Origin of the sequence: Maribacter sp. LLG6340-A2, from assembly GCF_045057105.1 — a bacterium.
Classification (GTDB): domain Bacteria; phylum Bacteroidota; class Bacteroidia; order Flavobacteriales; family Flavobacteriaceae; genus Maribacter.
Genome location: NZ_CP159332.1, coordinates 2,216,664 through 2,240,347 on the forward strand (window position 1 = coordinate 2,216,664; position 23,684 = coordinate 2,240,347).

15 protein-coding genes are annotated in these 23,684 nt (G+C 38.0%); 3 read left to right on the plus strand and 12 right to left on the minus strand.

Translation table 11 applies throughout. The annotated features are described in order from the left end of the window. Positions 1-33: 33 nt before the first annotated feature. Together ABVM52_RS09390 and recQ are read left to right on the plus strand one after the other, a co-directional pair. Complete coding sequence (locus tag ABVM52_RS09390) at positions 34-357, plus strand: GIY-YIG nuclease family protein (RefSeq protein ID WP_405379836.1); 324 nt, start codon at positions 34-36, stop codon at positions 355-357. Positions 358-532: 175 nt separating this feature from the next. Continuing rightward, positions 533-2,617: a DNA helicase RecQ gene (gene recQ, locus ABVM52_RS09395; protein WP_405379838.1), complete on the plus strand. Its 2,085-nt coding sequence runs from the start codon at positions 533-535 to the stop codon at positions 2,615-2,617. Between the two features lie 23 nt (positions 2,618-2,640). Here recQ and ABVM52_RS09400 read toward each other — a convergent pair whose 3' ends face one another. From ABVM52_RS09400 to ABVM52_RS09450, 11 genes are all read right to left on the minus strand, one after another. Then, positions 2,641-3,792 carry a gliding motility-associated C-terminal domain-containing protein gene (locus ABVM52_RS09400; RefSeq protein WP_405379840.1) on the minus strand — a complete coding sequence of 384 codons (1,152 nt, stop codon included), beginning with the start codon at positions 3,790-3,792 and terminating at the stop codon, positions 2,641-2,643. 23 nt (positions 3,793-3,815) lie between these two features. Beyond that, a complete protein-coding gene (locus tag ABVM52_RS09405; RefSeq protein ID WP_405379842.1) occupies positions 3,816-7,442 on the minus strand; it encodes a beta strand repeat-containing protein in 3,627 nt (1,208 codons plus the stop codon). Between the two features lie 148 nt (positions 7,443-7,590). Beyond that, positions 7,591-8,844, minus strand: coding sequence for a serine hydrolase domain-containing protein (locus tag ABVM52_RS09410; protein ID WP_405379844.1), 1,254 nt, complete (start codon positions 8,842-8,844; stop codon positions 7,591-7,593). 124 nt (positions 8,845-8,968) lie between these two features. Next, positions 8,969-10,105 (minus strand): gliding motility-associated C-terminal domain-containing protein, encoded by a 1,137-nt coding sequence (locus tag ABVM52_RS09415; RefSeq protein ID WP_405379846.1) that lies wholly within the window; start codon positions 10,103-10,105, stop codon positions 8,969-8,971. Between the two features lie 4 nt (positions 10,106-10,109). Further along, entirely contained in the window at positions 10,110-11,390 is a 1,281-nt protein-coding gene (locus ABVM52_RS09420; protein ID WP_405379848.1) for a hypothetical protein, read from the minus strand. Positions 11,391-11,597: 207 nt separating this feature from the next. Beyond that, on the minus strand, positions 11,598-12,293 hold the full coding sequence (locus tag ABVM52_RS09425) for a hypothetical protein (protein WP_405379850.1): 696 nt from the start codon (positions 12,291-12,293) through the stop codon (positions 11,598-11,600). Between the two features lie 27 nt (positions 12,294-12,320). After that, positions 12,321-12,953: a collagen-like protein gene (locus tag ABVM52_RS09430; protein ID WP_405379852.1), complete on the minus strand. Its 633-nt coding sequence runs from the start codon at positions 12,951-12,953 to the stop codon at positions 12,321-12,323. A 324-nt stretch (positions 12,954-13,277) separates the two neighbouring features. After that, positions 13,278-14,111 carry a phosphatase PAP2 family protein gene (locus ABVM52_RS09435; RefSeq protein ID WP_405379854.1) on the minus strand — a complete coding sequence of 278 codons (834 nt, stop codon included), beginning with the start codon at positions 14,109-14,111 and terminating at the stop codon, positions 13,278-13,280. A 96-nt stretch (positions 14,112-14,207) separates the two neighbouring features. Continuing rightward, entirely contained in the window at positions 14,208-15,671 is a 1,464-nt protein-coding gene (locus ABVM52_RS09440) for a hypothetical protein (RefSeq protein WP_405379856.1), read from the minus strand. Between the two features lie 56 nt (positions 15,672-15,727). Beyond that, the gene (locus ABVM52_RS09445; RefSeq protein ID WP_405379858.1) at positions 15,728-16,630 is read right to left on the minus strand and encodes a histone deacetylase; all 903 of its coding nucleotides are present in this window, start codon (positions 16,628-16,630) and stop codon (positions 15,728-15,730) included. Positions 16,631-16,638: 8 nt separating this feature from the next. Beyond that, the gene (locus ABVM52_RS09450; protein WP_405379860.1) at positions 16,639-18,762 is read right to left on the minus strand and encodes a Tex family protein; all 2,124 of its coding nucleotides are present in this window, start codon (positions 18,760-18,762) and stop codon (positions 16,639-16,641) included. A 187-nt stretch (positions 18,763-18,949) separates the two neighbouring features. Between ABVM52_RS09450 and ABVM52_RS09455 the strand changes: the two genes are divergently transcribed. Beyond that, positions 18,950-21,517 (plus strand): hypothetical protein, encoded by a 2,568-nt coding sequence (locus tag ABVM52_RS09455; RefSeq protein WP_405379862.1) that lies wholly within the window; start codon positions 18,950-18,952, stop codon positions 21,515-21,517. Between the two features lie 77 nt (positions 21,518-21,594). On the opposite strand, the gene metG is transcribed toward ABVM52_RS09455, so the two are convergent. After that, the gene (gene metG, locus ABVM52_RS09460; protein WP_405379864.1) at positions 21,595-23,682 is read right to left on the minus strand and encodes a methionine--tRNA ligase; all 2,088 of its coding nucleotides are present in this window, start codon (positions 23,680-23,682) and stop codon (positions 21,595-21,597) included. Positions 23,683-23,684 lie beyond the last annotated feature (2 nt).

The window sequence follows — 23,684 nt, forward strand, 5'->3', positions numbered from 1 at the left end:
AATATTTGTTAGAATGTTTTAATTAAAACACCTATGAATACTTATGTAGTGTATATTTTACGTTGTTCAGATGATTCATTTTACATCGGTATTTCTAGTAGTATAGAACATCGATTGATTTATCATGAGATGGGATACTTTCGTAGTTGTTATACTATTAAGAGGAGACCTGTAAAACTCGTTTATTCTTTAAATTTTACTGATGTTATCCAGGCAATATTATTTGAAAAAAGAATTAAGGGATGGACGCGGGCTAAAAAAATTGCATTGATAAATGAAGATTTTGATATGATTCAAATATTATCGGAATGTAGAAATTTTACGCATTCTAAATATAATTCAGATTCGTGTTCCTAAGTCCTTCGACTGCGCTCAGGATGACATATTCCCATTTTATAAAAGGGGACCGTATCAAAATATTGATTATTGTTAAATGAACTTTTCACTACTTAAAGTTTAGATTTCAATATGATGTCAGTCTATGTACAGGCGAAGGCTATTTTGGTAATTAAACTTCTTATTTTTGCAAAACATGATTACAACAGAACAAGATTTACTTCCCATATTAAAAAAACACTTTGGTTATGATTCTTTTAAGCCAAATCAATTGGCTATTATCGAAGATGCACTGCAGCAAAAGGATGTATTGGCAATCATGCCAACGGGTGGTGGTAAGTCGCTCTGTTATCAGTTGACCGCTTTAGCTTTAGAAGGAACTGCAATTGTGATTTCTCCGCTAATTGCTTTAATGAAGGATCAAGTAGATGTTTTAAAAGCTAACGGCATTGCGGCAGAATACTATAACAGTTCCCAGTCTGCAGAAACGCAACAAGAGATTTTAGGAAAATTGGAACAAGGGGAGTTGAAACTGTTTTATGTAGCTCCAGAAAGTTTAGGTTTTCTAAACGGAATTTTAGATAGGATAAAAATTAGCTTGTTTGCCGTTGATGAAGCGCATTGTATTTCTTCATGGGGACATGATTTTAGACCCGCATATACTCAGCTTGGAGGATTAAAAAGAAGATTTCCCAATATTCCGGTAATGGCACTGACGGCAACGGCCGATAAAACTACCCAAGATGATATCGTTGATCAATTAAGTATACCAAATGCCAACCGCCATTTGGCATCTTTTAATAGACCTAACCTGTACTTAGATGTAAAACCTGCCCAAGACCGCATAAAGCATATTCTAGATTTTTTAGATGAAAGACTTTTTGAAAGCGGAATCATCTACTGTCTAAGCCGTAAGAGTACGGAGTCCATCGCAGAGAAATTACGCAATGCGGGTTTTAAGGCAAAAGCATATCACGCAGGAATGTCATCAGAAGAGCGCTCAATGGTGCAGGAAGAATTCATTACGGATAAAGTGCCTATTATTGCTGCCACTATTGCCTTTGGTATGGGAATAGATAAAAGTAATGTACGTTGGGTTATTCACTATAATCTACCCAAAAATATAGAAGGATATTACCAAGAAATTGGTCGTGGTGGTCGTGACGGACTCCCAGCGCATGCATTATTATTTTACAGTTTTGCCGATGTGGCACAGTTGCGCAGGTTCATTACTCAAAGCGATAATGCAGAGGTAGAATATGCCAAATTAGAGCGTATGCAGCAGTTTGCCGAAGCATTAAGTTGTCGTAGAATTGCATTGTTGAATTATTTTGGGGAACAAGTAACCGAAGGTTGCGGCAATTGCGATATATGTACCACGCCACCAGCTTATTTTGACGCTACCTTATTAGCGCAGAAAGTATGTTCGGGCGTTGCCCGGTTAAAAGAGCGTGAGCCAATGGGTATGGTCATAGACGTTCTAAGGGGAGCACAAAACGCACAGGTTTTAGAAAAAGGGTATCAGCATATAAAAACCTACGGAGCCGTAAAAGATGTTTCTTGGTTAGACTTACAGCAATATGTAATTCAGTTGTTGAATCAAGGAGTGTTGTATATCAACTTTAGGGAAGGAGCAAGGATCGGACTAACTCCCTTGGCAAAAGAAGTGTTGTTTTCCGGTAAAAAGATTCAATTAGCGGTTTTGCAAAAAGCCATAGAAAAGAAGAAAGCAACTACTAAATCACGTATCAAGAAAACCGATTTGTTCGAAAATTTACGTGTTTTAAGACAACAAATAGCTGCAGAACAAAATGTGCCTGCTTATGTGGTTTTTGGCGATGCCAGTCTAAAGGATATGGAAGCTAAATTGCCTAAAAATGAAACGGAATTTATGGAAGTTTCCGGAGTAGGGCAGGCTAAATTGGAAAAATATGCAGATGTATTTTTAGCGGAGATAAAAAAGCATGTTGGTACAAAAAAATCCAAGCGAAAAACCCATGATCAAACTTTTGATTTATTTAAAGACGGCCTAACGGTTGCTGAAATTGCTACACAAAGAAATCTATCTGAAAATACGATTTACGGGCATTTAATGAAAAAACATGCCGAAGGGGAAGAGCTCGATTTAAATCAGTTTGTAAGTGCCAATGAAATATCAAAAATAGAAGCGGCAAAATCCGAATTAACCAACGCTACTGGCTTAAAGGATTACTTCGAGTATTTTGAAGAAAAAATGCCGTATTGGAAAATTAAGCTGGGCCTTTATATTTTGGATTGCTAGACGGATAAAGTTCCTATTTTTCCTTATCGGTCTATATATAAAAAACCCTGTACAGAAAACTCACCCCCATTAACGCTAGCAATGTAATAATAAATACCTTGTGCCAATCCTTTATTTCTACTGATGGCAGCAATGTTATTTCCCGTAAAGCCTTCAAATTGGTCGGTATAATTTTGAGCTTGGTATACTAATAAGCCGTTTCTGTCATAGATTTGAAGTGCGTTATTTTCGAAATTGGCCAACTCCTCAATTACAAATCTGTCATTTACACCATCTCCATTTGGACTTACTAAATAGTGATATCCTTTTTCGGATAAATCATCTTCCGGTTGCTCATTATTATCTATAACTCCGAATGTTAGTGCGGCATATTCATTAGGTACAAAAGATTCTGAGGAGACAAAGCCACTTTTCAAGTCCCCAACAATATTTATATTTCCCAAATTTTTCCAGGTGGCTGTAGCTATTTCATATCCTACGATGCAGATTTCTGAACTATTTTCTGCAATATTCTCTAGTGCGCTTCGCTCGTTCCAATGCAGTGTAGCCGATGTTTGGTCATCACCTTTTAAAATCCAATATTCATTGGTGTTAACCTCTGTGACTTCTTCTTCAGCAAAAAAAGGATTATTTAATGTTGCATTATCATAAATATAACAACCTGTATAGGTTGATGGTGTACCTGTTGTTTCAACTGACATAGGCCTTAGGAATAGGTCATCACCAATGGGCAGAATAAGATTATTTGATACCCTGGCTTTAACAAAACCATTGATTTTGGAAAAATTGCTTGATCCATTGTAAAATGCACTATTCTCAAATTCCAAATAGTTTACATCTTCAGACTTGCTCGTTTCAAAATCCCCAATGATAAAATTTGTATTGTTTTCTACAATAATTGGGGTATTCAAAACAATACTGCCCTCATTGGCAATTTCTATATCAAAAAGATCCAGTTCATTAGAACCTGTAATGTTATAGCCGGTGGTGCCATAAAAACCAACCAACCCTTCATTACTTAAAAATGTACCTTCATTTACTACAGTACTGAATATACCAACTTCACTATTTGCATGTGTTTGAATGTTACCAGTATTGTGTATTTGTTGACCGTGAGCAGTAAATGTTACCATCAATGCCCAAATTATTGAATATAAGAATGTATTCTTTTGCATAATTAGTATACTATGGGTTATGGTTATAAGGCTCGTTTTAGCTTAAGTTGGGCGTTAAGCACTTGTGATACACCTATTGCTTCTACTGCTCTTGCTATTCTCAATTCTATGACGTCATTACCGTTACTTGTGTATTCAAAAAATCTACTTGTAGGTGCAGAAGTTAGGTTGATTACATTGGGCCAAATATTTAAAATTGGAGTTACACGTGTTCCATTGACATAAATAGCAAATCTGTTCTTGAAAATGCCCAAGGTTTCTAAAATTTCCCATTGAATTTCACCTACGTATCTAGCTCCTGATATGTTGCTTATTACCGGGTTGAAGGTATGCGCTACAAGACTTAGTTCTACCGCATTGGAACCTAAAAGGTCACTTGTGCTAAATACACTTGATTGGCTTAAAATTTCCACCTGTAAATAAGAGGCCAATGCAGATGTACTAAGGGTAGTATCTGTGGTAGGATTATCTAAATTTTGCACAATTGCAGTGGTACCGTCTGCTCCATCTGCCCCTTGCAGGCTTGTTAGCCATTCGGATTGTGTACCTGTAAACCCTGCAGCAACAGCCGCTTCAAAAGCACTCGTTCCGTTAGTACCATCAGCTCCGTCGTTACCGTCGGAACCTTGTAAACTTGCCAACCATTGCGATTCGTTCCCAGTAAACCCTTCGGCTACGGCAACTTCGTAAGCACTCGCACCATCGTTTCCATCAGCACCTTGTAGGCTCGTTAGCCATTCGGATTGTGTACCTGTAAACCCTGCAGCAACAGCCGCATCAAAAGCACTCGCTCCGTCAATACCATCAGCTCCGTCGTTACCGTCGGCCCCTTGTAAACTTGTAAGCCATTCGGATTGTGTACCTGTAAACCCTGCAGTAACAGCCGCATCAAAAGCACTCACTCCGTTAGTACCATCAGCTCCGTCGTTACCGTCGGAACCTTGTAAACTTGCCAACCATTGCGATTCGTTTCCTGTGAATCCTGCGGCAACAGCCACATCAAAAGCACTCGCTCCATCATTTCCATCAGCTCCTTGCAGGCTCGCTAGCCAATCGGATTGCGTTCCTGTGAATCCTGCGGCAACGGCAATTTCGAAGGCACTATTACCGTCCGTGCCATTTGTTCCGTCATTTCCATCTGCTCCTTGTAGACTTATTAGCCATTCGGATTGTGTTCCTGTAAACCCTGCGGCAACGGCAATTGCGTAGGCACTTGCCCCATCTGTACCGTTGGTGCCATCGTTTCCGTCCGCACCTTGTAGGCTCGATAACCAATCTGATTCCGTACCGGTAAAGCCAGCCGCTAGGGCAATATCGTAGGCACTATTACCGTCCGTGCCATTTGTTCCGTTATTACCATCTGCCCCTTGTAGGCTTGTTAGCCATTCGGATTGGGTTCCTGTGAATCCTGCGGCAACAGCAGTTTCGAAGGCGCTATTACCGTCGGTACCATTTGTTCCGTCATTTCCATCGGCACCTTGTAGGCTCGTTAGCCATTCGGATTGGGTTCCTGAATAGCCACTTGCTACTGCGATTTCGTAAGCACTATCACCATCTGTACCATTTGTTCCGTCATTTCCATCTGCCCCTTGTAGGCTTGTTAGCCATTCGGATTGTGTACCTGTAAACCCTGCAGCAACAGCCGCTTCAAAAGCACTCGTTCCGTTAGTACCATCAGCTCCGTCGTTACCGTCGGAACCTTGTAAACTTGCCAACCATTGCGATTCGTTTCCTGTAAACCCTTCGGCTACGGCAACTTCGTAAGCACTCGCACCATCATTTCCATCTGCCCCTTGTAGGCTTGTTAGCCATTCGGATTGGGTTCCTGTGAATCCTGCGGCAACAGCAGTTTCGAAGGCGCTATTACCGTCGGTACCATTTGTTCCGTCATTTCCATCGGCACCTTGTAGGCTCGTTAGCCATTCGGATTGGGTTCCTGAATAGCCACTTGCTACTGCGATTTCGTAAGCACTATCACCATCTGTACCATTTGTTCCGTCATTTCCATCTGCCCCTTGTAGGCTTGTTAGCCATTCGGATTGTGTACCTGTAAACCCTGCAGCAACAGCCGCTTCAAAAGCACTCGTTCCGTTAGTACCATCAGCTCCGTCGTTACCGTCGGAACCTTGTAAACTTGCCAACCATTGCGATTCGTTTCCTGTAAACCCTTCGGCTACGGCAACTTCGTAAGCACTCGCACCATCATTTCCATCTGCCCCTTGTAGGCTCGTTAGCCAATCCGTTTGCGTTCCTGTGAATCCTTCGGCAACGGCAATTTCGAAGGCGCTATTACCGTCGGTGCCATCGTTTCCGTCAGTCCCTTGTATGCTTGTTAGCCATTCGGATTCCGTACCGGTAAAGCCAGCCGCTAGGGCAATATCGTAGGCACTATCACCATCAGCACCTGTTGCTCCATCGTTCCCATCGGCACCTTCTAAACTTGCCAACCATTGTGATTCGTTCCCTGTAAACCCTTCGACTACGGCAACTTCGTAAGCACTCGCTCCGTTATTACCATCAGCTCCTTGCAGGCTCGTTAGCCAATCGGATTGGGTTCCTGAGTAGCCACTTGCTACTGCGATTTCGTAGGCACTTGCCCCATCTATACCGTCGCTGCCATCGTTTCCGTCAGTCCCTTGTATGCTTGTTAGCCATTCGGATTGTGTACCGGTAAAGCCAGCCGCTAGGGCAATATCGTAGGCACTATCACCATCAGCACCTGTTGCTCCATCGTTACCGTCGGAACCTTGTAAACTTGCCAACCATTGCGATTCGTTCCCTGTAAACCCTTCGGCTACGGCAACTTCGTAAGCACTTGCTCCATCGGTACCATTTGTTCCGTCATTTCCATCGGCACCTTGTAGGCTTGTAAGCCATTCGGATTGTGTACCTGTAAACCCTGCGGAAACAGCCACATCAAAAGCACTCGCTCCATCATTTCCATCAGCTCCTTGCAGGCTCGTTAGCCAATCGGATTGCGTTCCTGAGTAGCCACTTGCTACTGCGATTTCGTAAGCACTATCACCATCTGTACCATTTGTTCCGTCATTTCCATCGGCACCTTGTAGGCTCGTTAGCCAATCAGATTGCGTTCCTGTGAATCCTGCGGCAACGGCTATTTCATATGCGCTTGCACCGTCGTTACCATCTGCTCCTTTTAAATTTGAAGTTGTAAATGTGGAGTTGTCCGTGTAAGTGAATGTTATGGTACCATCGTTATTATTCGTAGTAGTGGAAATTCCTACACCATCATTACCGGGTAAGCCACGCTCACCTTGTAGTTCCAAAGAAGTTGGTGAGGTAAATGTTGTACCGTCAGTAGAACGTAAAGTGAAAGAACCATCGTCATTGTCTGAAAATGATATTGAATTGGATGCACCATCGCAAAGATTTTGCCAAGTGCTTCCATTATAAAGGAAAACACATTGTGCATCAATATTATAAATCAAAGCCCCATGAAGAGGCGTTATTTGTAACATCTGTTCCGTTGTTACCCGTGTAATCACCAATGCTTTTGTGGTACTTTCCAATTCTAGAAGGGAAGCATTATCAATGGTACTTGCATTATCTCCAATTTTCATTTGGGAAAAAACGGAGGTGGATAACGTAATAAAAACAAATAGGAAAAAGTAGGTTTTAGTTAATTTCATAGCCTTATTAAATTGATAAGGCTAAGTAAACTAATATCAATTCCCTGTATTAATTTTTGTTGTGATTTGTAAGAAAATAACTATAAGATTAGACAAAGATGTTGTAGGAATTTACGTGTATTTTATACAATTATTTTAATATATGTGCTCAGTCATCAACGGCAGCGAATAACATTTGTTTAAATTTCCAACCCGTAGCATCTTCTACAGGACCTTGAGTTTGTTTCATAATAATTCCTATGATTTTTTCTTTTGGGTCTGCAAAGTACTGGGTGTTAAAATAGCCGCCCCATTCAAATGTACCGGTACTTCCTAGGCCTCCTTCTATTTCCCCTTTTTCATTTACAATGGAAAAAGCTAGACCATGGTTTTTGGGTCCGTCCCATATGCTTCCTATTTGGTTTCCTAAAATACTTCTAACGGTAGTACGGCTCAATAAACGTATTCCATTAAATTCTCCATTGTTAAGATACATTTGTAGGAATTTTGAATAATCCATTGCGGTACTTGAAAGACCCGCACCTCCGGAATAAAAAGTTTTAGCACCTTTTATTGGGTAATCCGTATCATAAAAAGTAACAGGATATTTAACCCATTGACCGTTCTCCTTTTTTTGTACGGTAACTAACCGATCATGATTATTTTTTGGTTGATAAAACCAAGTATCGGACATGTTCAAAGGTTCAAATATTCTAGTTTTTAAAAATTCATCAAATGGCATACCCGAGACAATTTCTATAAAATAGCCAAGAACATCCAATCCTTCACTATAGGTAAATGCTTCTCCTGGTTCATGATGCAAGGGTAACTTTGCCAATTTCTTTACACTTTCTGCAATGGTTATCTCTTTTGTCGTAAATAAATCTGTTATTCCTGCATCTTCATAAATTTTCTTAAACCGTGGGTCGCTATCAATAACGCCGTACCCTATCCCAGATGTGTGTGTCAACAAATCTCTTATGGTAATTTGGTTCTTTGCAGGCTTAGTGGTAAATGAACCATCATTTTCATTGTAGGTGTCCAGAATTTTTGCCTCTCCAAATTCCGGTATATATTTGGAAATAGGGTCGTCTAACTGAAATTTGCCTTCTTCCCAGAGCATCATTACCGCAGTAGAGGTAATGGCCTTGGTTTGGGAAGCGATTCGAAAAATGGCATTTTTATCCATTTTAATATTCTTCTCGTTGTTGGCCATACCGTATGCTTTGTGAAAAACAATTTTTCCATTACGTGCAATTAGTGCAACCGCACCCGGTATTTTCCCTTGGTTGACTTCTGAAGAAATCATGGCATCTATTTTGTCCAGTCGTTCAGGGGACATACCCACTTCTTGGGGTGATGCTTTTGCCAGTGAAGGTGATTTTAATGCAGAAGGAGTTTGGGCAATACTAACGCTTATCATTAGTAAAAAACAAATTAAAGAACAGCTTTTCATGGGTACGGTTTTAGTTGTTAGACTAAAGTACAGAAAGTTTCAATAATTTGTTTGGGTATCACATTTGTATGGGAATTAGTTAAATGGACTTTTAACGATCAAGAAATAGAAAACCCTGAATTGTTAAATTGTCTTCACCTAACTCCACCAAATAAAAATATATTCCTTCCGGTAGTCCCTTGGTTCTACTTATTGCTGGTATGGAAAAACCTGCCTCACCGAAAAATTCGTTGGAGTAATTTTCTTGTTCAAAAACTTTAAGGCCATTGCGGTCAAATATCATTAGCCTATTGCTGTCAAAGTCCGCTAATTCCGGAATGAATAGAAAATCATTAATGCCATCACCATTTGGGGTTACCAAATAATGATATCCTTTATGGGAAACGGCATTGTTCTTTTGCATTATAGCAAAAGTTATTGCACTGTATTGATCAGGAATGAACTCAAAGGAAGTAATCATTCCTTGTTCTAGATTTCCGGTACGGTCTAAGGCCCCTAGAGATTGCCACATATTCAATTCTTTGTTAAACCCTACTATGTTAAGGTTGTCCAGATTGTTGGTTAGGTTACCTATAGCACTTCGTTCGTTCCAGCTTAATGTAATTATTGCAGCATCCGAACCTGTTAAAAGCCAATATTCATATTCACTGATCAAGGCTATACCTGATTCATCTTTATTTATTAGCGGAAAATACCAATTGCTGTTTTCAAATAGATAGGCACTTTTATAGGTTGATGTTTTACTTGTGGTCTTAAGGCCCAATGGACGTAAATAATTTTCATCTCCTATGGGGAAAAGAAAATTTTCTTGGCCTGTAACCGATAAAAAGCCATCTACCTTGGAAAAATTAGATTCACCATTATAGAAAGAAACACTGGTTAAACTTAAAGTGTTGTTGCTGTTCAATTTTGTATTGATGACATCCCCAAAAATGAAATTGGTATTATGATGAACTATTACGGGCGTTTCTAGGAAGATACCTTCGTCATTATTAATTTCTATGTCATGAAATAATGGGGGATTTGTTCCGGAAATAATATTTAATCCTGTACCGTAAAAGCCGGCCAAACCTTGGGTATTATTAAAATTGCCATCATTTTTTAAAGAGGAATAAAAACCTATTTGACCATTTTCATGAATTTTTAGATTTCCAAAATTTTTGGTGTTCTGAGCATAAGAACACTGTAGCAGTATTATAGATAGGAAAAAAAATGAAACTACTTTCATATTGTTAAAAATCCATTATGGTAAAATAGCACGTTCTGTCCACATAATTATCCGATGGGAATGTACCTCCTATCTCTTCAATAATAGCTATGCTGAACGATGTTGTTGTCTGTGCCGTTACGTAGATGTTAATATTACTTGTGCCGGATTCTAAAACACTTAACTGTATAGGATAATTTGCAGTTGATCTAGTGGTTGCCATGTTAAAGGTAAATCTTCCTACACCGGTTTTGGTTGCGCTACTGATTCCTATTGCGGTATATGTATTTGATGCCGGTATAAGTGTACCATAGGCTTTAATAGGATTGTTATAATATGCACCACCGTCAGTACCAACAGATATACTATTGTTAGAATTGGTACTTACTACATTGGCCAATTGTGTGGTACTGTCTTCACTGTTATGGGTTATAACACCTGTTGTGGTGTTTTGTGATATTGTTGTTTTTGTTTCTAAACTGGTAATGGGTGACTTTCTTAAGTTACCATTGGTATCTGCTGTTACAACTTGATCTGTGTTGGCACCCGTACCTAGTGTTCGTATTCTTGTAGTACCATTGACATCTAATTTGGCGGTGGCAGTGGTAACTCCAATACTTACATTGCCATTAGTGTTTATAGACATGTTTGCTGTAGAACCTGTACTACCTAAACCGTCTAGGTCACTATAGAAATTTACAGGTGCATTATTGGTACCTATACGAATTGGGTCACCGGAATTTGAGCTATACAAACCTAAATCACTAGTGGTGGTTATCGCAGTACCTCCTTTTTGAATGACTCCGTTGGTAATGTTCATTCTACCATTTACGTCCATTTCTTGTGTGGGGGCATCTGTTCCAATGCCCACTCTATTATCATTACCGCTAATGACCAAGGTATTTGCATCGAAATTAAGGTCAAAATTACTTTGTGTGATTGCCCTGTTTCCTGTTAAACTACCGTCATCCGTATATATGTTAGTTCCGTTGCTTGCTGCCAATTCGTTATCTATATATGTTTTAACGGCCAGCTCCGTAGGAAACTTGGTATTGGTGGCATCGGACAAGGTAATGTCCGTCGATTTATTGGCGTTATCCTCCTTTTTGTTCAAGGCATCCAAATTTATGGTTAGCCATGAGGTACCATCATAAATTTTAGTGACCTCGGCACTGGTGTCAAACCAAATATCATTTTGCAAAGGCTCGCTAGGTGCGGTCGCAGAAGAGGTTACCACGGTGTTCCTAACTTTAATCCGTGTGCCTTTATGGTCAATAACCTCTTCTTCTTGCGCATACATGCCCATCTGAACACAGCAAATTGTGAACAGGGCAAGAAATTTATATGTAATACTTTTTGGAAAAATTGTAATAACGTTATGGTTGTACTTCGTTTTATTTTATTTCCGTTTTCAATACGCTGAAAGCACCATACTGGGTGTGCATGACGTAAATCTGAACGCAATAATCATGCATCGTTTAGCCAAAAAATACGGTAAACTATGCTACCATAATTATTTTACATATTGTACTTCAATAGTATCTCCAGCGTAAACCGCCCAATCGTTAGGACTAGTAGTATTGGGAACAAGTGTAACTGTAGATGCAGATACCGTATAATCCACGTTTGCAATTAATTTTGCTCCATTTCTATACACCCATACTTGACTGAATGTTGGTAAAACCGGACTTCCGGTCAATGGATATGCAACTTGTGCCGCTGTTGCAGTAAAGCTTTCCTGACCACTTTGTAATAAATCCGTTGCCAATAATTTTTTTACCGCGCCGGTATCCTCATCCCTTACTAAAAGTGTGTATCCAGTACCGGTTCCGTGATCAGAACCTGTGGTAGCATCTGTTGAGGGTAACTCTGTAGAAATTAATTCTATACCGTCAAAACCAAATACGTTTCCGTCAACATCTATAAAAGTATCATTGGTTAATGTACCGCCCAATTGCCATGTTGTGGTGGTAACATCATTTGTAGTATTGGAAAGCATTGTAATACCATTCTGTGTCTGTAAATATTTAATGGTACCCTTATTGTCTATGACCCTTACGGCACCTGCCGTGGTCGTTGTTCCGGGAACTACATCACTTTGTTTTGTAATGTCTCCTGTTGTTTGTTGAGCGTTCATGTTTGCACCTGCCAACATGATAATGCCTACGGCCAAACCTTTAAAAATGTCAGTTAGAAATTTTGAATTCATGATTTTAATTTTTGGGTTATTACTTTTTTATAAAATTTGTACAATACGTATATTATCGTTTTGATAGCATATAATTTCATTTTCTAATTCTATGGTAGTAGAATCAATGGTTTTAAAAGCTATCCTAATTCCATTTCTATAGACCGATATTTTTTTGTCATCCACAATAGGTGCAGGGGTGTTAAAGCGGGTTTGACCATTGCTTGCCACAATTACTATTTGTTCTTGCTGACTTAATCCGTCTTCGCCTGGTGGACCTTCTGGTCCCGTATCTCCTTTCTCGCCTTTAGGTCCTGTTAGGTTAGGAGAAGTAAATACGTTTTCATCGCCATAGTTAATGGTAAAACTCCCATCTTCATTATCTATGAACGAAAAGGTGCGAGAATCACTATTACATAAGTTTACCCAATTTGTTCCATTGTAGGAATGTATACAGCCTGTATCAATATTGTAGGCCATGCCACCTGGTAACGGGGTTATACTCATCATTTGTTCGTTGGTAAGCCGGGTAAGAACCAGTACCTTGTTCGTACTTTCCAATTCTAGTATGGATGTACTTTCAATAGCATCGATATTATCCCCAATTTTAACCTGGGCAAAACCGAATGTCACCATAATAAAGGTGAATACTGTTAGAATGTAAGTTTTTGGTGTTTTCATTGCTCCATGCATTCTAGGAGCGAAATACCCGATATCAGTAAAAATTTTAAAATTATTGTTGTGAATTGTAGGAAAATAACACTCAAATACTACAAATTTGTTGTAAGAAAAAACTTGTGAAAATTATATTAAATAAGTGTATTTATCACGTTTAAAGACTTTTAAGTGTAGATAAATGGTGGTATAATGATGATTAATAGATTTTTGATCTTACAGTTTTAAGGTCTGTAATAATTAAAAAAATCCAAATTTAATTGAAAGAAACCCAGTTATAAAAAGTTTCAATTGTAGTAAGTAATTTTATGTAGGGCAATTATGTAATCACTAAAAGTTTATGGTAACACCCATTTGTCCCGGTCCAAAATTAAGATTCCAACTAACCATTTTATTTTGGTCGTTGTATTTCTCATCATATTTTTTGTCTAAGTATTTGTCAATGGATTCAACAGTTGCAATACTAATCGCAAAAGCAAAGACCATATCACTTAACCAGTGTTGTCCATCCCAAACGCGTGAGATACCCGGTATGGCACCTACAGTATAAATTCCGGCTTTTACCCAAGGGTTTTTAAATTGTTTGCCAATGGCATAGGCATTGGTAAAAGCCAACAAAGCATGACCTGACGGAAATGAATGGAAATTTCTACTAGAGTTAAATGGGTCAAAAGTATCCTTACCTAAATTGGCCAGTGGTCTAGCCCTGCCCACCACAGATTTTAATACCTGTTGTAAAAGTCCTGCAGAAGTAGCAGATGATATCAATAAAACCCCGGTTCTTCTTAGTTTTTCATTCTTTGTGATCAACCCTACGGCATATACCCCAGACGTTGCTATATAGTTATTTGATGGACTACCATAAAACTCCCCATAATCCCTTATAAACTTTGGTATGCCTTCTCTATTGTTCCTGATAAACCTAGAAGTGTTGTCATCTGCCAGATATACCAGACCGGTACCGCCCACAACAGCTCCAAATTGGGCCCATTGTTTTCCTTGCCAATGTAATGGCCGGGTATAGCTATGCCCAACCCCCTTAAACATATTGCCTACGTCATAAGTAAACATTTTCCAACGGCTATCAATGGTGTCATTGTTGGTGCTTTGGCCTGTTAAAAAGGAACAACAGATTAAGTTTAAGAGAATTACGAGCTTTTTCATGCCGTAAATTTAAACTTATAGGCTATTTAATAATAATCTGTTTCAATTAATTTTAAATTCAAATGATTAAATAGATATTGAGGTTGTAGTTATAATTTAATTGAAAGAACGTAATTTATATGTTCTGTTAAAGGCATCATAATTACCTAAAATATACGCGCCGTTCATTTTAAATACCGTTCTTCCAGCAGGAGAGCTTTTGTTTTCAATTTCAAAATTTTCAATCTTGTCAAAGATATTTTCCTTAAGTTGACCGCTTTGATGCTCAAAAGCAGAATTGAAAAGGGCATCTACCTGTATGGCTTTTGTTGCGGTATAAGATTGATAGGCAAAAAATGTTGGGTTAAAAAATATGGTAACGCTACCAAAGGCAGCTATGGGTATTCCAAAACCAGGCATTACCATTCCCGTATTTGTGTTTTTTTCTATAACACCGCCATAGGAAATTAGTTTGTTTTCTCCTTGGTTCTGTACCGCAATTCCTATTTTGCCCCTATTCATTTTTCTTAACAATACACTGGTCTCCTCAAAGGTTCTGTGGTTGTCAAAAGTACCACCTGTCTGTACAATGGATGAATTCTTAAATTTTATATTTTCATTTTCATGTGCGCTATGTTCGTTAATGAATTCACCAGTTCTAAAATTTTGGGCCTTTAAGTGTAGTACCTGTCTTGTACTTTCTATTTGATATAGAATATCCTCATCTACAAATGAATTACTGTTTTTGTCCCTATATGCCCAATTGACCATAGATTGATGAAAACTATTGGCATTACCGGTCAATGATGCTAAATCAATATCTATAAGTTGGGTAACATCATGGTTATTATCCATGGTAATGGTGATATAATTTTCATTTTGATATATTTTAGTAGGATTACAAGCGACTTCAAGGGTAGTAGGGTCATCTTTTTTTATCCTTACTAGATCTATAGACCTGTCCAGGCCATAGAACCCACTATTTACGGTTATCATATCATAGAGATTCGCAATTTTCTGTTTTCTATTGAGGAAAGAATGGTCTGAAAAATCTAGAACATGCTTGGTGAAATCCTTATCATTCTCAAAACGATAAATATGTATTGTAGATGTTTTAGGGACAATGGTTAGGATATGAAATTTATTATTGTATTCTGCCGTTTGTAAAATATCTTCATTTCCTAAGTCTAAATCTATTTCGTGGAACGCTATCTGATTTGTTGCAAATGATAAGCGCGAAGAGGCAAACTTTTTCCTTCTCTTATTTGTTAAATACACTACAAAATCCTGATTTTCCAATATTGACTTACCAAGGACCTGTTTGTACGATCTGGCCTTTCCCTCTAGACTTAATTTTCCTTCTATTTCGTTTTTGGAATTAAATAAAAAGCCGTCTATTTCTCTATTCTTTAATAATAATAAGGCATACCTATTATGTTCTTCATCTACTAAGGGCAACACCTCATCAGGAGTAATTATCCGGTTCTTATAAACTTCCGTTATTTTAGCAATTTCATGTTGGGCGTAATTTTTATTATTGAAAAATAGCAGGATCAATAATAATGAGAATTTAATATGCATCTAATATTTCTTTTATTGCTAACGATATGAAGGCCCTTATTATTTTGAACATTCCATTAATCATACAAGGATTGCGCTACTTTAAAGGTATTTGCATGGGCATCCACAATAATTTTGATGTCTGGAGAATAACCACCACCCATACTACATTGTACAGGTATATTTAAGGTATGACAGGTGTTCAAGACAATTTCATCCCTTGTTTTACAACCTTCTTTTGTCATGGCAAGAGTCCCTAATTTATCAGTTTCCAAAACATCGACCCCGCATAAATAAAAAATAAAATCTGGTTGAACTTTAGCTATCAGTTCAGGTAATTTTTTCTTTAGAATAGTAAGGTATTCCTTGTCGGTTGTGCCTTTTGGCAGCGGAATATCTAAATCCGACACTTCTTTTTTAAATGGATAGTTACCGGCACCATGCATAGAAAAAGTAAAAACCGCATCATTGTTCTGAAATATTTCTGCCGTGCCATTGCCTTGGTGTACATCTAGGTCAACTATAAGAATCTTTTTAGCTAGTCCTTTGTTCAACAGATATTGTGCCCCAATTGCTTGGTCGTTCAACATGCAAAACGCTTCACCGTGGTCGCTATAGGCATGGTGGGTTCCACCGGCAATATTCATGGCAATGCCATATTTTAAGGCAAAATCACACCCTTTTATGGTGCCGTCGGCAATTATGCGTTCTCTTTCAACTAAATCTTCCGATAATGGAAAGCCTATTTTGCGCGCCATTTTGGGCGAAATCATAATGTTCAACAAATCATAGAAATATTCTACATCGTGCACTGCAACGATGTGTTTGTCATTCGGAATTTCGGGTTCAAAGAAATTAGCTTCGGTACAGGTACCTTCATGAATTAATTGCTGTGGTAATAGCTCATATTTTTCCATCGGAAACCGATGTCCTTCTGGTAATGGATGTTTGTATATGGGGTGATAGGCGATTTTTAGCATCGACCTAATTATTTATGAAGTTTCAATTGAATTCTTTTTCGGGCTACATCAACATCCAAGACCTTTACAATAATTTGCTGATGTAAATGAACATGCTCGTTTACATCTTTCACAAAAGAATCCGAAAGGTTTGATACATGTATTAAACCACTTTCTTTGATACCTATATCTACAAAACAGCCGAAGTTGGTAATGTTATTTACAATACCTGGTAACAATTGACCGCTATGCAAATCGGTGATGGATTTAATGGTCTGATCAAAAGTGAACACCTTAGCTTTTTCACGACGATCCAACCCTGGTTTTTCCAACTCTGAACGAATATCTTCTAATGTGGGTAGCCCAACATCATTGGTGCAGTATTTTTTAAGGTCAATTTCTTTAAGAAGCGTTTTGTTTCCGATCAAGGATAAAATTTCTGTTCCCTTATCTTTTGCCATTTGTTTGACAATGCTATAACTTTCTGGGTGTACGGCAGAATCGTCCAAGGGGTTTTTAGCATTTTTGATACGTAAAAAAGCTGCACCCTGTTCAAATGCCTTACCGCCTAAACGAGGAACCGCCATAATATCTTTACGACTTTTAAAGGCCCCTTTTTCTTTTCGTTGGGCAACGATATTCTCTGCCAGTTTCGGACCAATACCAGATACATAGCTCAATAATGGAACACTGGCGGTATTGATATTTACGCCGACCGAGTTCACACAACTTTCAACCACGGTGTCTAATGAGTTCTTTAATTTAGTTTGGTCAACATCATGTTGATATTGCCCTACACCAATAGACTTAGGGTCAATTTTAACCAGTTCTGCAAGGGGATCAGCTAAGCGCCTGCCAATAGATATCGCACCACGAACGGTAACATCATAATTAGGGAATTCTTCACGGGCAATTTTAGAGGCGGAGTAAATAGAGGCTCCTGCTTCACTGACTACATACACTTCAACAGGATTGTTGAAAATAACCTTCTTTACAACCTGCTCTGTTTCTCTAGATGCTGTACCATTACCAATAGCAATTGCTTCTATTTTATATGCATTTGCCAATGAACTTAATTTTTTGATTGCTCCAGCAACATCATTTTGTGGCGCATGTGGATAAATTGTTTCATTATGTACCAAATTGCCCTGTGCATCTAGGCAAACGACCTTACAACCTGTTCTAAAACCAGGGTCAATGGCAAGAATACGTTTTTCTCCTAATGGGGCACCTAACAATAGCTGTCTCAAATTATTGGAGAAAACCGCAATGGCATCATCGTCCGCTTTTTCTTTTGCTGTTTTGAGCAGTTCGTTTGATAAGGACGGAAATAATAATCTCTTGTACGCATCTGCAAGAGCCAACTCTATTTGTTTGGCACAGGCATTGTTCGTTTTTATGATTCTATTTTCAATTCTGTCTAATAAACGTTCGTCATCCAATTCAATTTTTACTCGTATGAATTTTTCGGATTCTGCTCGTAAGATGGCTAGAAGTCTGTGTGACGGACATTTATTTAACGGCTCGCTCCAATCAAAATAATCTCGAAATTTCTGAGCCTTTTCATCGTCTTTTTTAGTTCCTATTACTTTGGTGGTTATAATGGCAAATCTTGACAGCTGAGACCTTATAGATGCTCTTATATCTGTTCGTTCATTGATCCATTCCGAAATGATATGACGGGCACCTTCCAAAGCATCGTCTTCATTCTCAATAGTATCGTTCAAATATTTAGAGGCTGTAAATTCAATATCATCATCGCGCTGTGCCATTATGATTTTCGCTAAAGGCTCTAATCCGTTTTTACGGGCAACCTCGGCTTTGGTTTTTTTACTCTTTTTAAAAGGTAGGTAGAGGTCTTCTAATTGCGTTAAATCTTCAGCGTTTTCAAATTTTTGTTTTAATTCAGCTGTTAATACACCTTGTTCATCTACAGCCTTTATAATTGCTTTTTTTCGTTTCTCAAGAGCTTCAAACTGTTCTTTATATTGAACTATGGCGCCTACCTGTACTTCATCTAGATTTCCGGTTTTTTCTTTTCTGTATCTAGAAATAAAAGGTATGGTGCAATCGGTATTTAAAAGCTCAATGGTGTTTTCTATTCCTTTTTTCGGTAGTTGGGTATTTTTTAAAATGTAGGATACTAACTGCATGTAGGTTTCAATTATAACTTTTAAAAATACCCATTATTAGGTATTGAAATCAAGACAATCCTATTATTTATTTGTAATACTCACCCCCGGTATACTATTTCTTTCCCCCATAGCTATAAAAATTAAGTATGATCAGGCATTCATTGCCCTAACCATAATTTTAATCATAACCAAAATCCACTACATTATGAAAATTAAAGTATGCACAATTATTTTTACGTTATTGCTCGCAATGGGCTGTAGCAAAACTGATGACACTGTTGAACCGGAAAAACCCGTTCAAAAAGACCCGCCCAAGGAAGAACCTGCTGTTGAAGTTTTGACGGGAGCTTTTATTGATGGAGCAGTAAAGGGATTAACATTTTCTACCGCGACACAATCTGGTGTTACCAATGAAAATGGGGAATTTAAATATATAGAAGGGGAGGAGATAACCTTTAAAGTTGGTGAGGTAATTATTGGCAGTGTTGGCGCAAAAGCTGAAATTACACCTATTGATATTGCTCAAGATACCGATGCTTCTGCTACTATAGACAACTCTGTAGCAAAGAATATTGCGGCTTTTTTACAGACTTTGGATGATGATCAAAACCACGATAATGGTATTGAGATAACCCCAGAAGTTATTAGTGCTCTAGGTATTCAAAATTTGGATTTTTCAAGTTCCATAACCTCCGCCTTGGCCGATATGGTTATCAATATTTCTAAGCAAACAGGAAAAGTGTTTAACATTGTGTATCCAGAAGACGCTGCGGTGAATATGGCCAATGCACTGGATTTGGCGTATACACCTGTTGAAAATGTAGCCCTTACCCACGTATTGCCAACGCTAGAATCTTTATATGCGGCACAAATACCACCATCTGCAGTATATAGAAATACTTTTGATGAAAGCGGCCTTTTAGTTTCTACTGATATAATGTTGCGATATTCGGGTAGGATGTTAATGGAACTAAATTACCAGAACCATAATGAAACCGGTTTGCCTACAACCTTGACAAGGACAGAGGTAGGTCCGGGACTAATAGCTTCTGGTTGGGTTTACCCAATAACCGATAAAACTGAAGTCATGGAGCTGATCTATAACGGCTCTAACCAGGTTGAACGTATAAACATAGCTAACCCTGACCAAACGATAGAATGGTATTTTGAAATTTCCGAATGGAACAGTTTAAACCAAGTGGTGGTTTATAAAGAAACAATCCGGGAAAATGTAAATGTTTATGTTTCTGAAAAAGAATTTAGAAATACCTATGAGAACAATAGACTATCGGTTCAGCAATTGGAAAGTACTTTTGAAACTAATGATGAGGTATACCAATATAACTCCTTAAGTGAGGTTGAAAGCTCCACCACCTATTCCTATAACGAACAATTAAACTACGGAGGTTTGGATATGGTACATAGCAATAATTTTACATCACAATACCAAAATGATGACCCAGTTAGTAGTAGTTCAACTTCAGAACATCGAACCGATTTTGTCTATTTGCCGGTACACACTTTACAGGAAAGAAAAGTAACCAGTAAAATTACATCCAATGACATTACACGAAATATAGAAGATAAATTTCTTTATGATGCCAATGAACTTTTAACGGAAAGAAATTATAACAATGGCTCAGGAACTGAATATATAACTATATATGAAGAAGGTGTACAACTGAGTTATGAGAGTTATACCGCAGGTTTGTTGAATTTTAGTACGGAATACCTAGTTGATGGCTCTTTTGAAGAGACAATCTATGTGTATTATGATACTGGAGAATTAGAATATTCTTATAAGCAAAAATGGATGCTCATGCCTGCCGGGTATTATGATATTGTAACGATTGAATATTTTGATAGCCTGGGAAATATTACCGCAACCACAGATTCAGAATTTTATGAAGACGGAGGTCTTTATACCACTACATTTTATGATGAAAACGGAAATATAGAGTGGAAGGATTATTATGATGAAGTTGGAAATTGGATAAAGGAAGAATATTATGAAGAAGGGGTGCTTGATTTTACCTATTTGTATGAATATGATGCCAATGGAGTAATATCAAGGGCCGAAGGTTACAATGCCCAAGGAATTTTGGAGGCACTGTATATCTATAATGATTTTGGTGGGGTTACTTCTATTGAGTTCTATGAAAATGGTTCTTTAATAGAGTCATTGGTATATGCTTATGATGAGATTGGCGCCCTTACCCACGTAGAAACTTTTGATGGTAATGGCAATTTAATTTACTTTGACAAATATGATGAGTATGGATATTTGGAGTACTATGAATATTATGAGGACAGTATTTTAGTCTTACGTTCTTATTTCAACTCCTTTAACCAAAATACCAGAACAGATTATTTTGACCAAGGTGAAATAAGCTATTACTATCTGTACGCCTATGATACTAATGGAGTTATTGATACTATTGAAGGATATTATGGAACTAACGTGCTATTTAGTATTGAATATTATGAGAACGGAGAGCTGGTTCGTATAGACTATTATGATGAAAACGGTACTATAGTTGACAGTTATGACCCATCAGGTAAGTCAGTGAACCAATTGGTAAAAACAGCATCTAAATACAATGCTGAAGCAAAAAAAATGAATACGATAAAGAATTTTGTGTCCAAACATAATAAAAGATTGGAATTACATAGTGCTAAAATGCTGCATGACAAGCATGAGGCTACAACCGTAAAACGAATTGTAAAATCTAAATATGCGCTTAATGATAAGCATATGCTAGAACAATTTTAACCAATGGCAATTGAGTTGAAGTAAAAAGCCTTGGCGAATATTCGTCAAGGCTTTTTTTAATGAATAAAAGTCGTTTTCTAATTTATTCCTTCCCCATTGTTTACCCCATCTTCATCTGGGTTGACAAACACCAATTTTCCATCGGCATTTTCTGTCATTAAGATCATGCCTTCACTTTCTACACCACGTAATGCTCTTGGTGCCAGGTTAACAAGTACCGTAACTTTTTTGCCTACAATATCTTCTGGCTTAAAGCTTTCTGCAATACCAGATACTATGGTTCTAACATCTAAACCGGTATCTACTTTTAAAACCAAAAGTTTTTTGGCTTTCGCCATTTTTTCAGCTTCAATAATAGTACCTACACGCATATCCAATTTAGAAAAATCGTCGAATGTAATGGTGTCTTTTTGTGGCATTGCTTTTTTGTTTTCGTTCTCGTTTGCTTTTTTGGTCGCTTCCAATTTATCTAACTGCGCTTGAATTTCACTATCCTCAATTTTTCTAAATAGCAATTCTGCTTTGTTTATTTGATGCTCTGGTTGTAGCAATGCTTCTTTTGTTAAAACATCATCCCAATTAAGACTTCGACTACGCTCAGTCTCCGACGAAGATAGATTTAAAATATTCTTTAGTTTATTAGATGTGAATGGTAAAAATGGTTCGCTCAGAACCGCTAACCCGGCAGCAATTTGTAGGGCTACGTTCATAATGGTTTTTACACGTTCTTCGTCAACCTTAATTACCTTCCATGGTTCTGCATCCGCTAAATATTTATTACCTAAGCGTGCTAAGTTCATTAGTTCTTGACCAGCTTCCCTAAAACGATAGCGTTCAATGGAGCTTGAAATTATTTCTGGGTACTTTCTTAATTGTTCAAGTGTCTCGGTGTCAACATCGGTTAAACTTCCTGCGGCTGGTACTTTACCTTCATAGTATTTGTTGGTCAATACCACAACTCGGTTAATAAAATTCCCTAAAATGGCTACTAACTCATTATTGTTGCGGGCTTGAAAATCTTTCCAGGTGAAATCATTATCCTTGGTTTCCGGAGCATTCGCTGTTAATGTGTAGCGCAGCGAATCTTGCATTTCAGGGAAATCTACCAAATACTCATGTAACCATACTGCCCAATTTTTAGAAGTAGAAAGCTTGTTGCCTTCTAGGTTCAAGAACTCGTTGGCAGGAACATTTTCCGGTAAAATATAACTTCCTTCCGCTTTTAGCATAGAAGGGAAAATAATACAATGAAAAACGATATTATCCTTCCCTATAAAGTGCACTAGTTTCGTATTTTCATCTTTCCAGTAGGGTTCCCAGTCTTTACCTTCACGCGCAGCCCACTCTTTGGTAGATGATATATACCCTATAGGCGCATCAAACCATACATAAAGTACTTTTCCTTCTCCACCATCAACGGGTACGGGTATTCCCCAATCTAAATCCCTGGTGACCGCTCTTGGTTCTAGGCCACCATCTATCCATGATTTACATTGGCCGTATACATTTGGCTTCCAATCGTCTTTATGGCCTTTTAAAATCCAGTCTCTTAAGAATTCTTCATATCTATCCAAAGGTAAAAACCAATGTTTTGTTTCTTTGGTTGTGGGTACGGTACCGGTTATAGTTGATTTCGGATTTATTAAATCGGTTGCATTTAAACTGGACCCACAGTTTTCGCACTGATCACCATACGCTTCTTCATTACCACATTTTGGGCAAGTGCCTATGACGAAGCGATCTGCTAAAAACTGTTGTGCTTCTTCATCGTACAACTGAGCAGTAGTTTCCTCTATAAAATCTCCTTTTTCATACAGGTTTATAAAGAATTCTGATGCTGTTTTATGGTGCACGGGAGCAGAAGTTCTAGAATAATTATCAAAGGTGATACCAAAATCCATGAAGGACTGCTTAATAATAGCATGGTATTTATCGATGATATCTTTAGGTGTTAAGCCTTCTTTTTTTGCTTTCATTGAAATGGCAACACCATGTTCGTCACTACCACAAACAAAGGCAACATCTTTACCTATTGATCTTAAGTAACGAGCGTAAATATCTGCAGGTACATAAACACCGGCCAAATGACCAATATGTATTGGACCATTGGTGTATGGTAATGCTGCGGTAATCGTATATCTAGAGGGTGATTCGGTCTTGGACATCA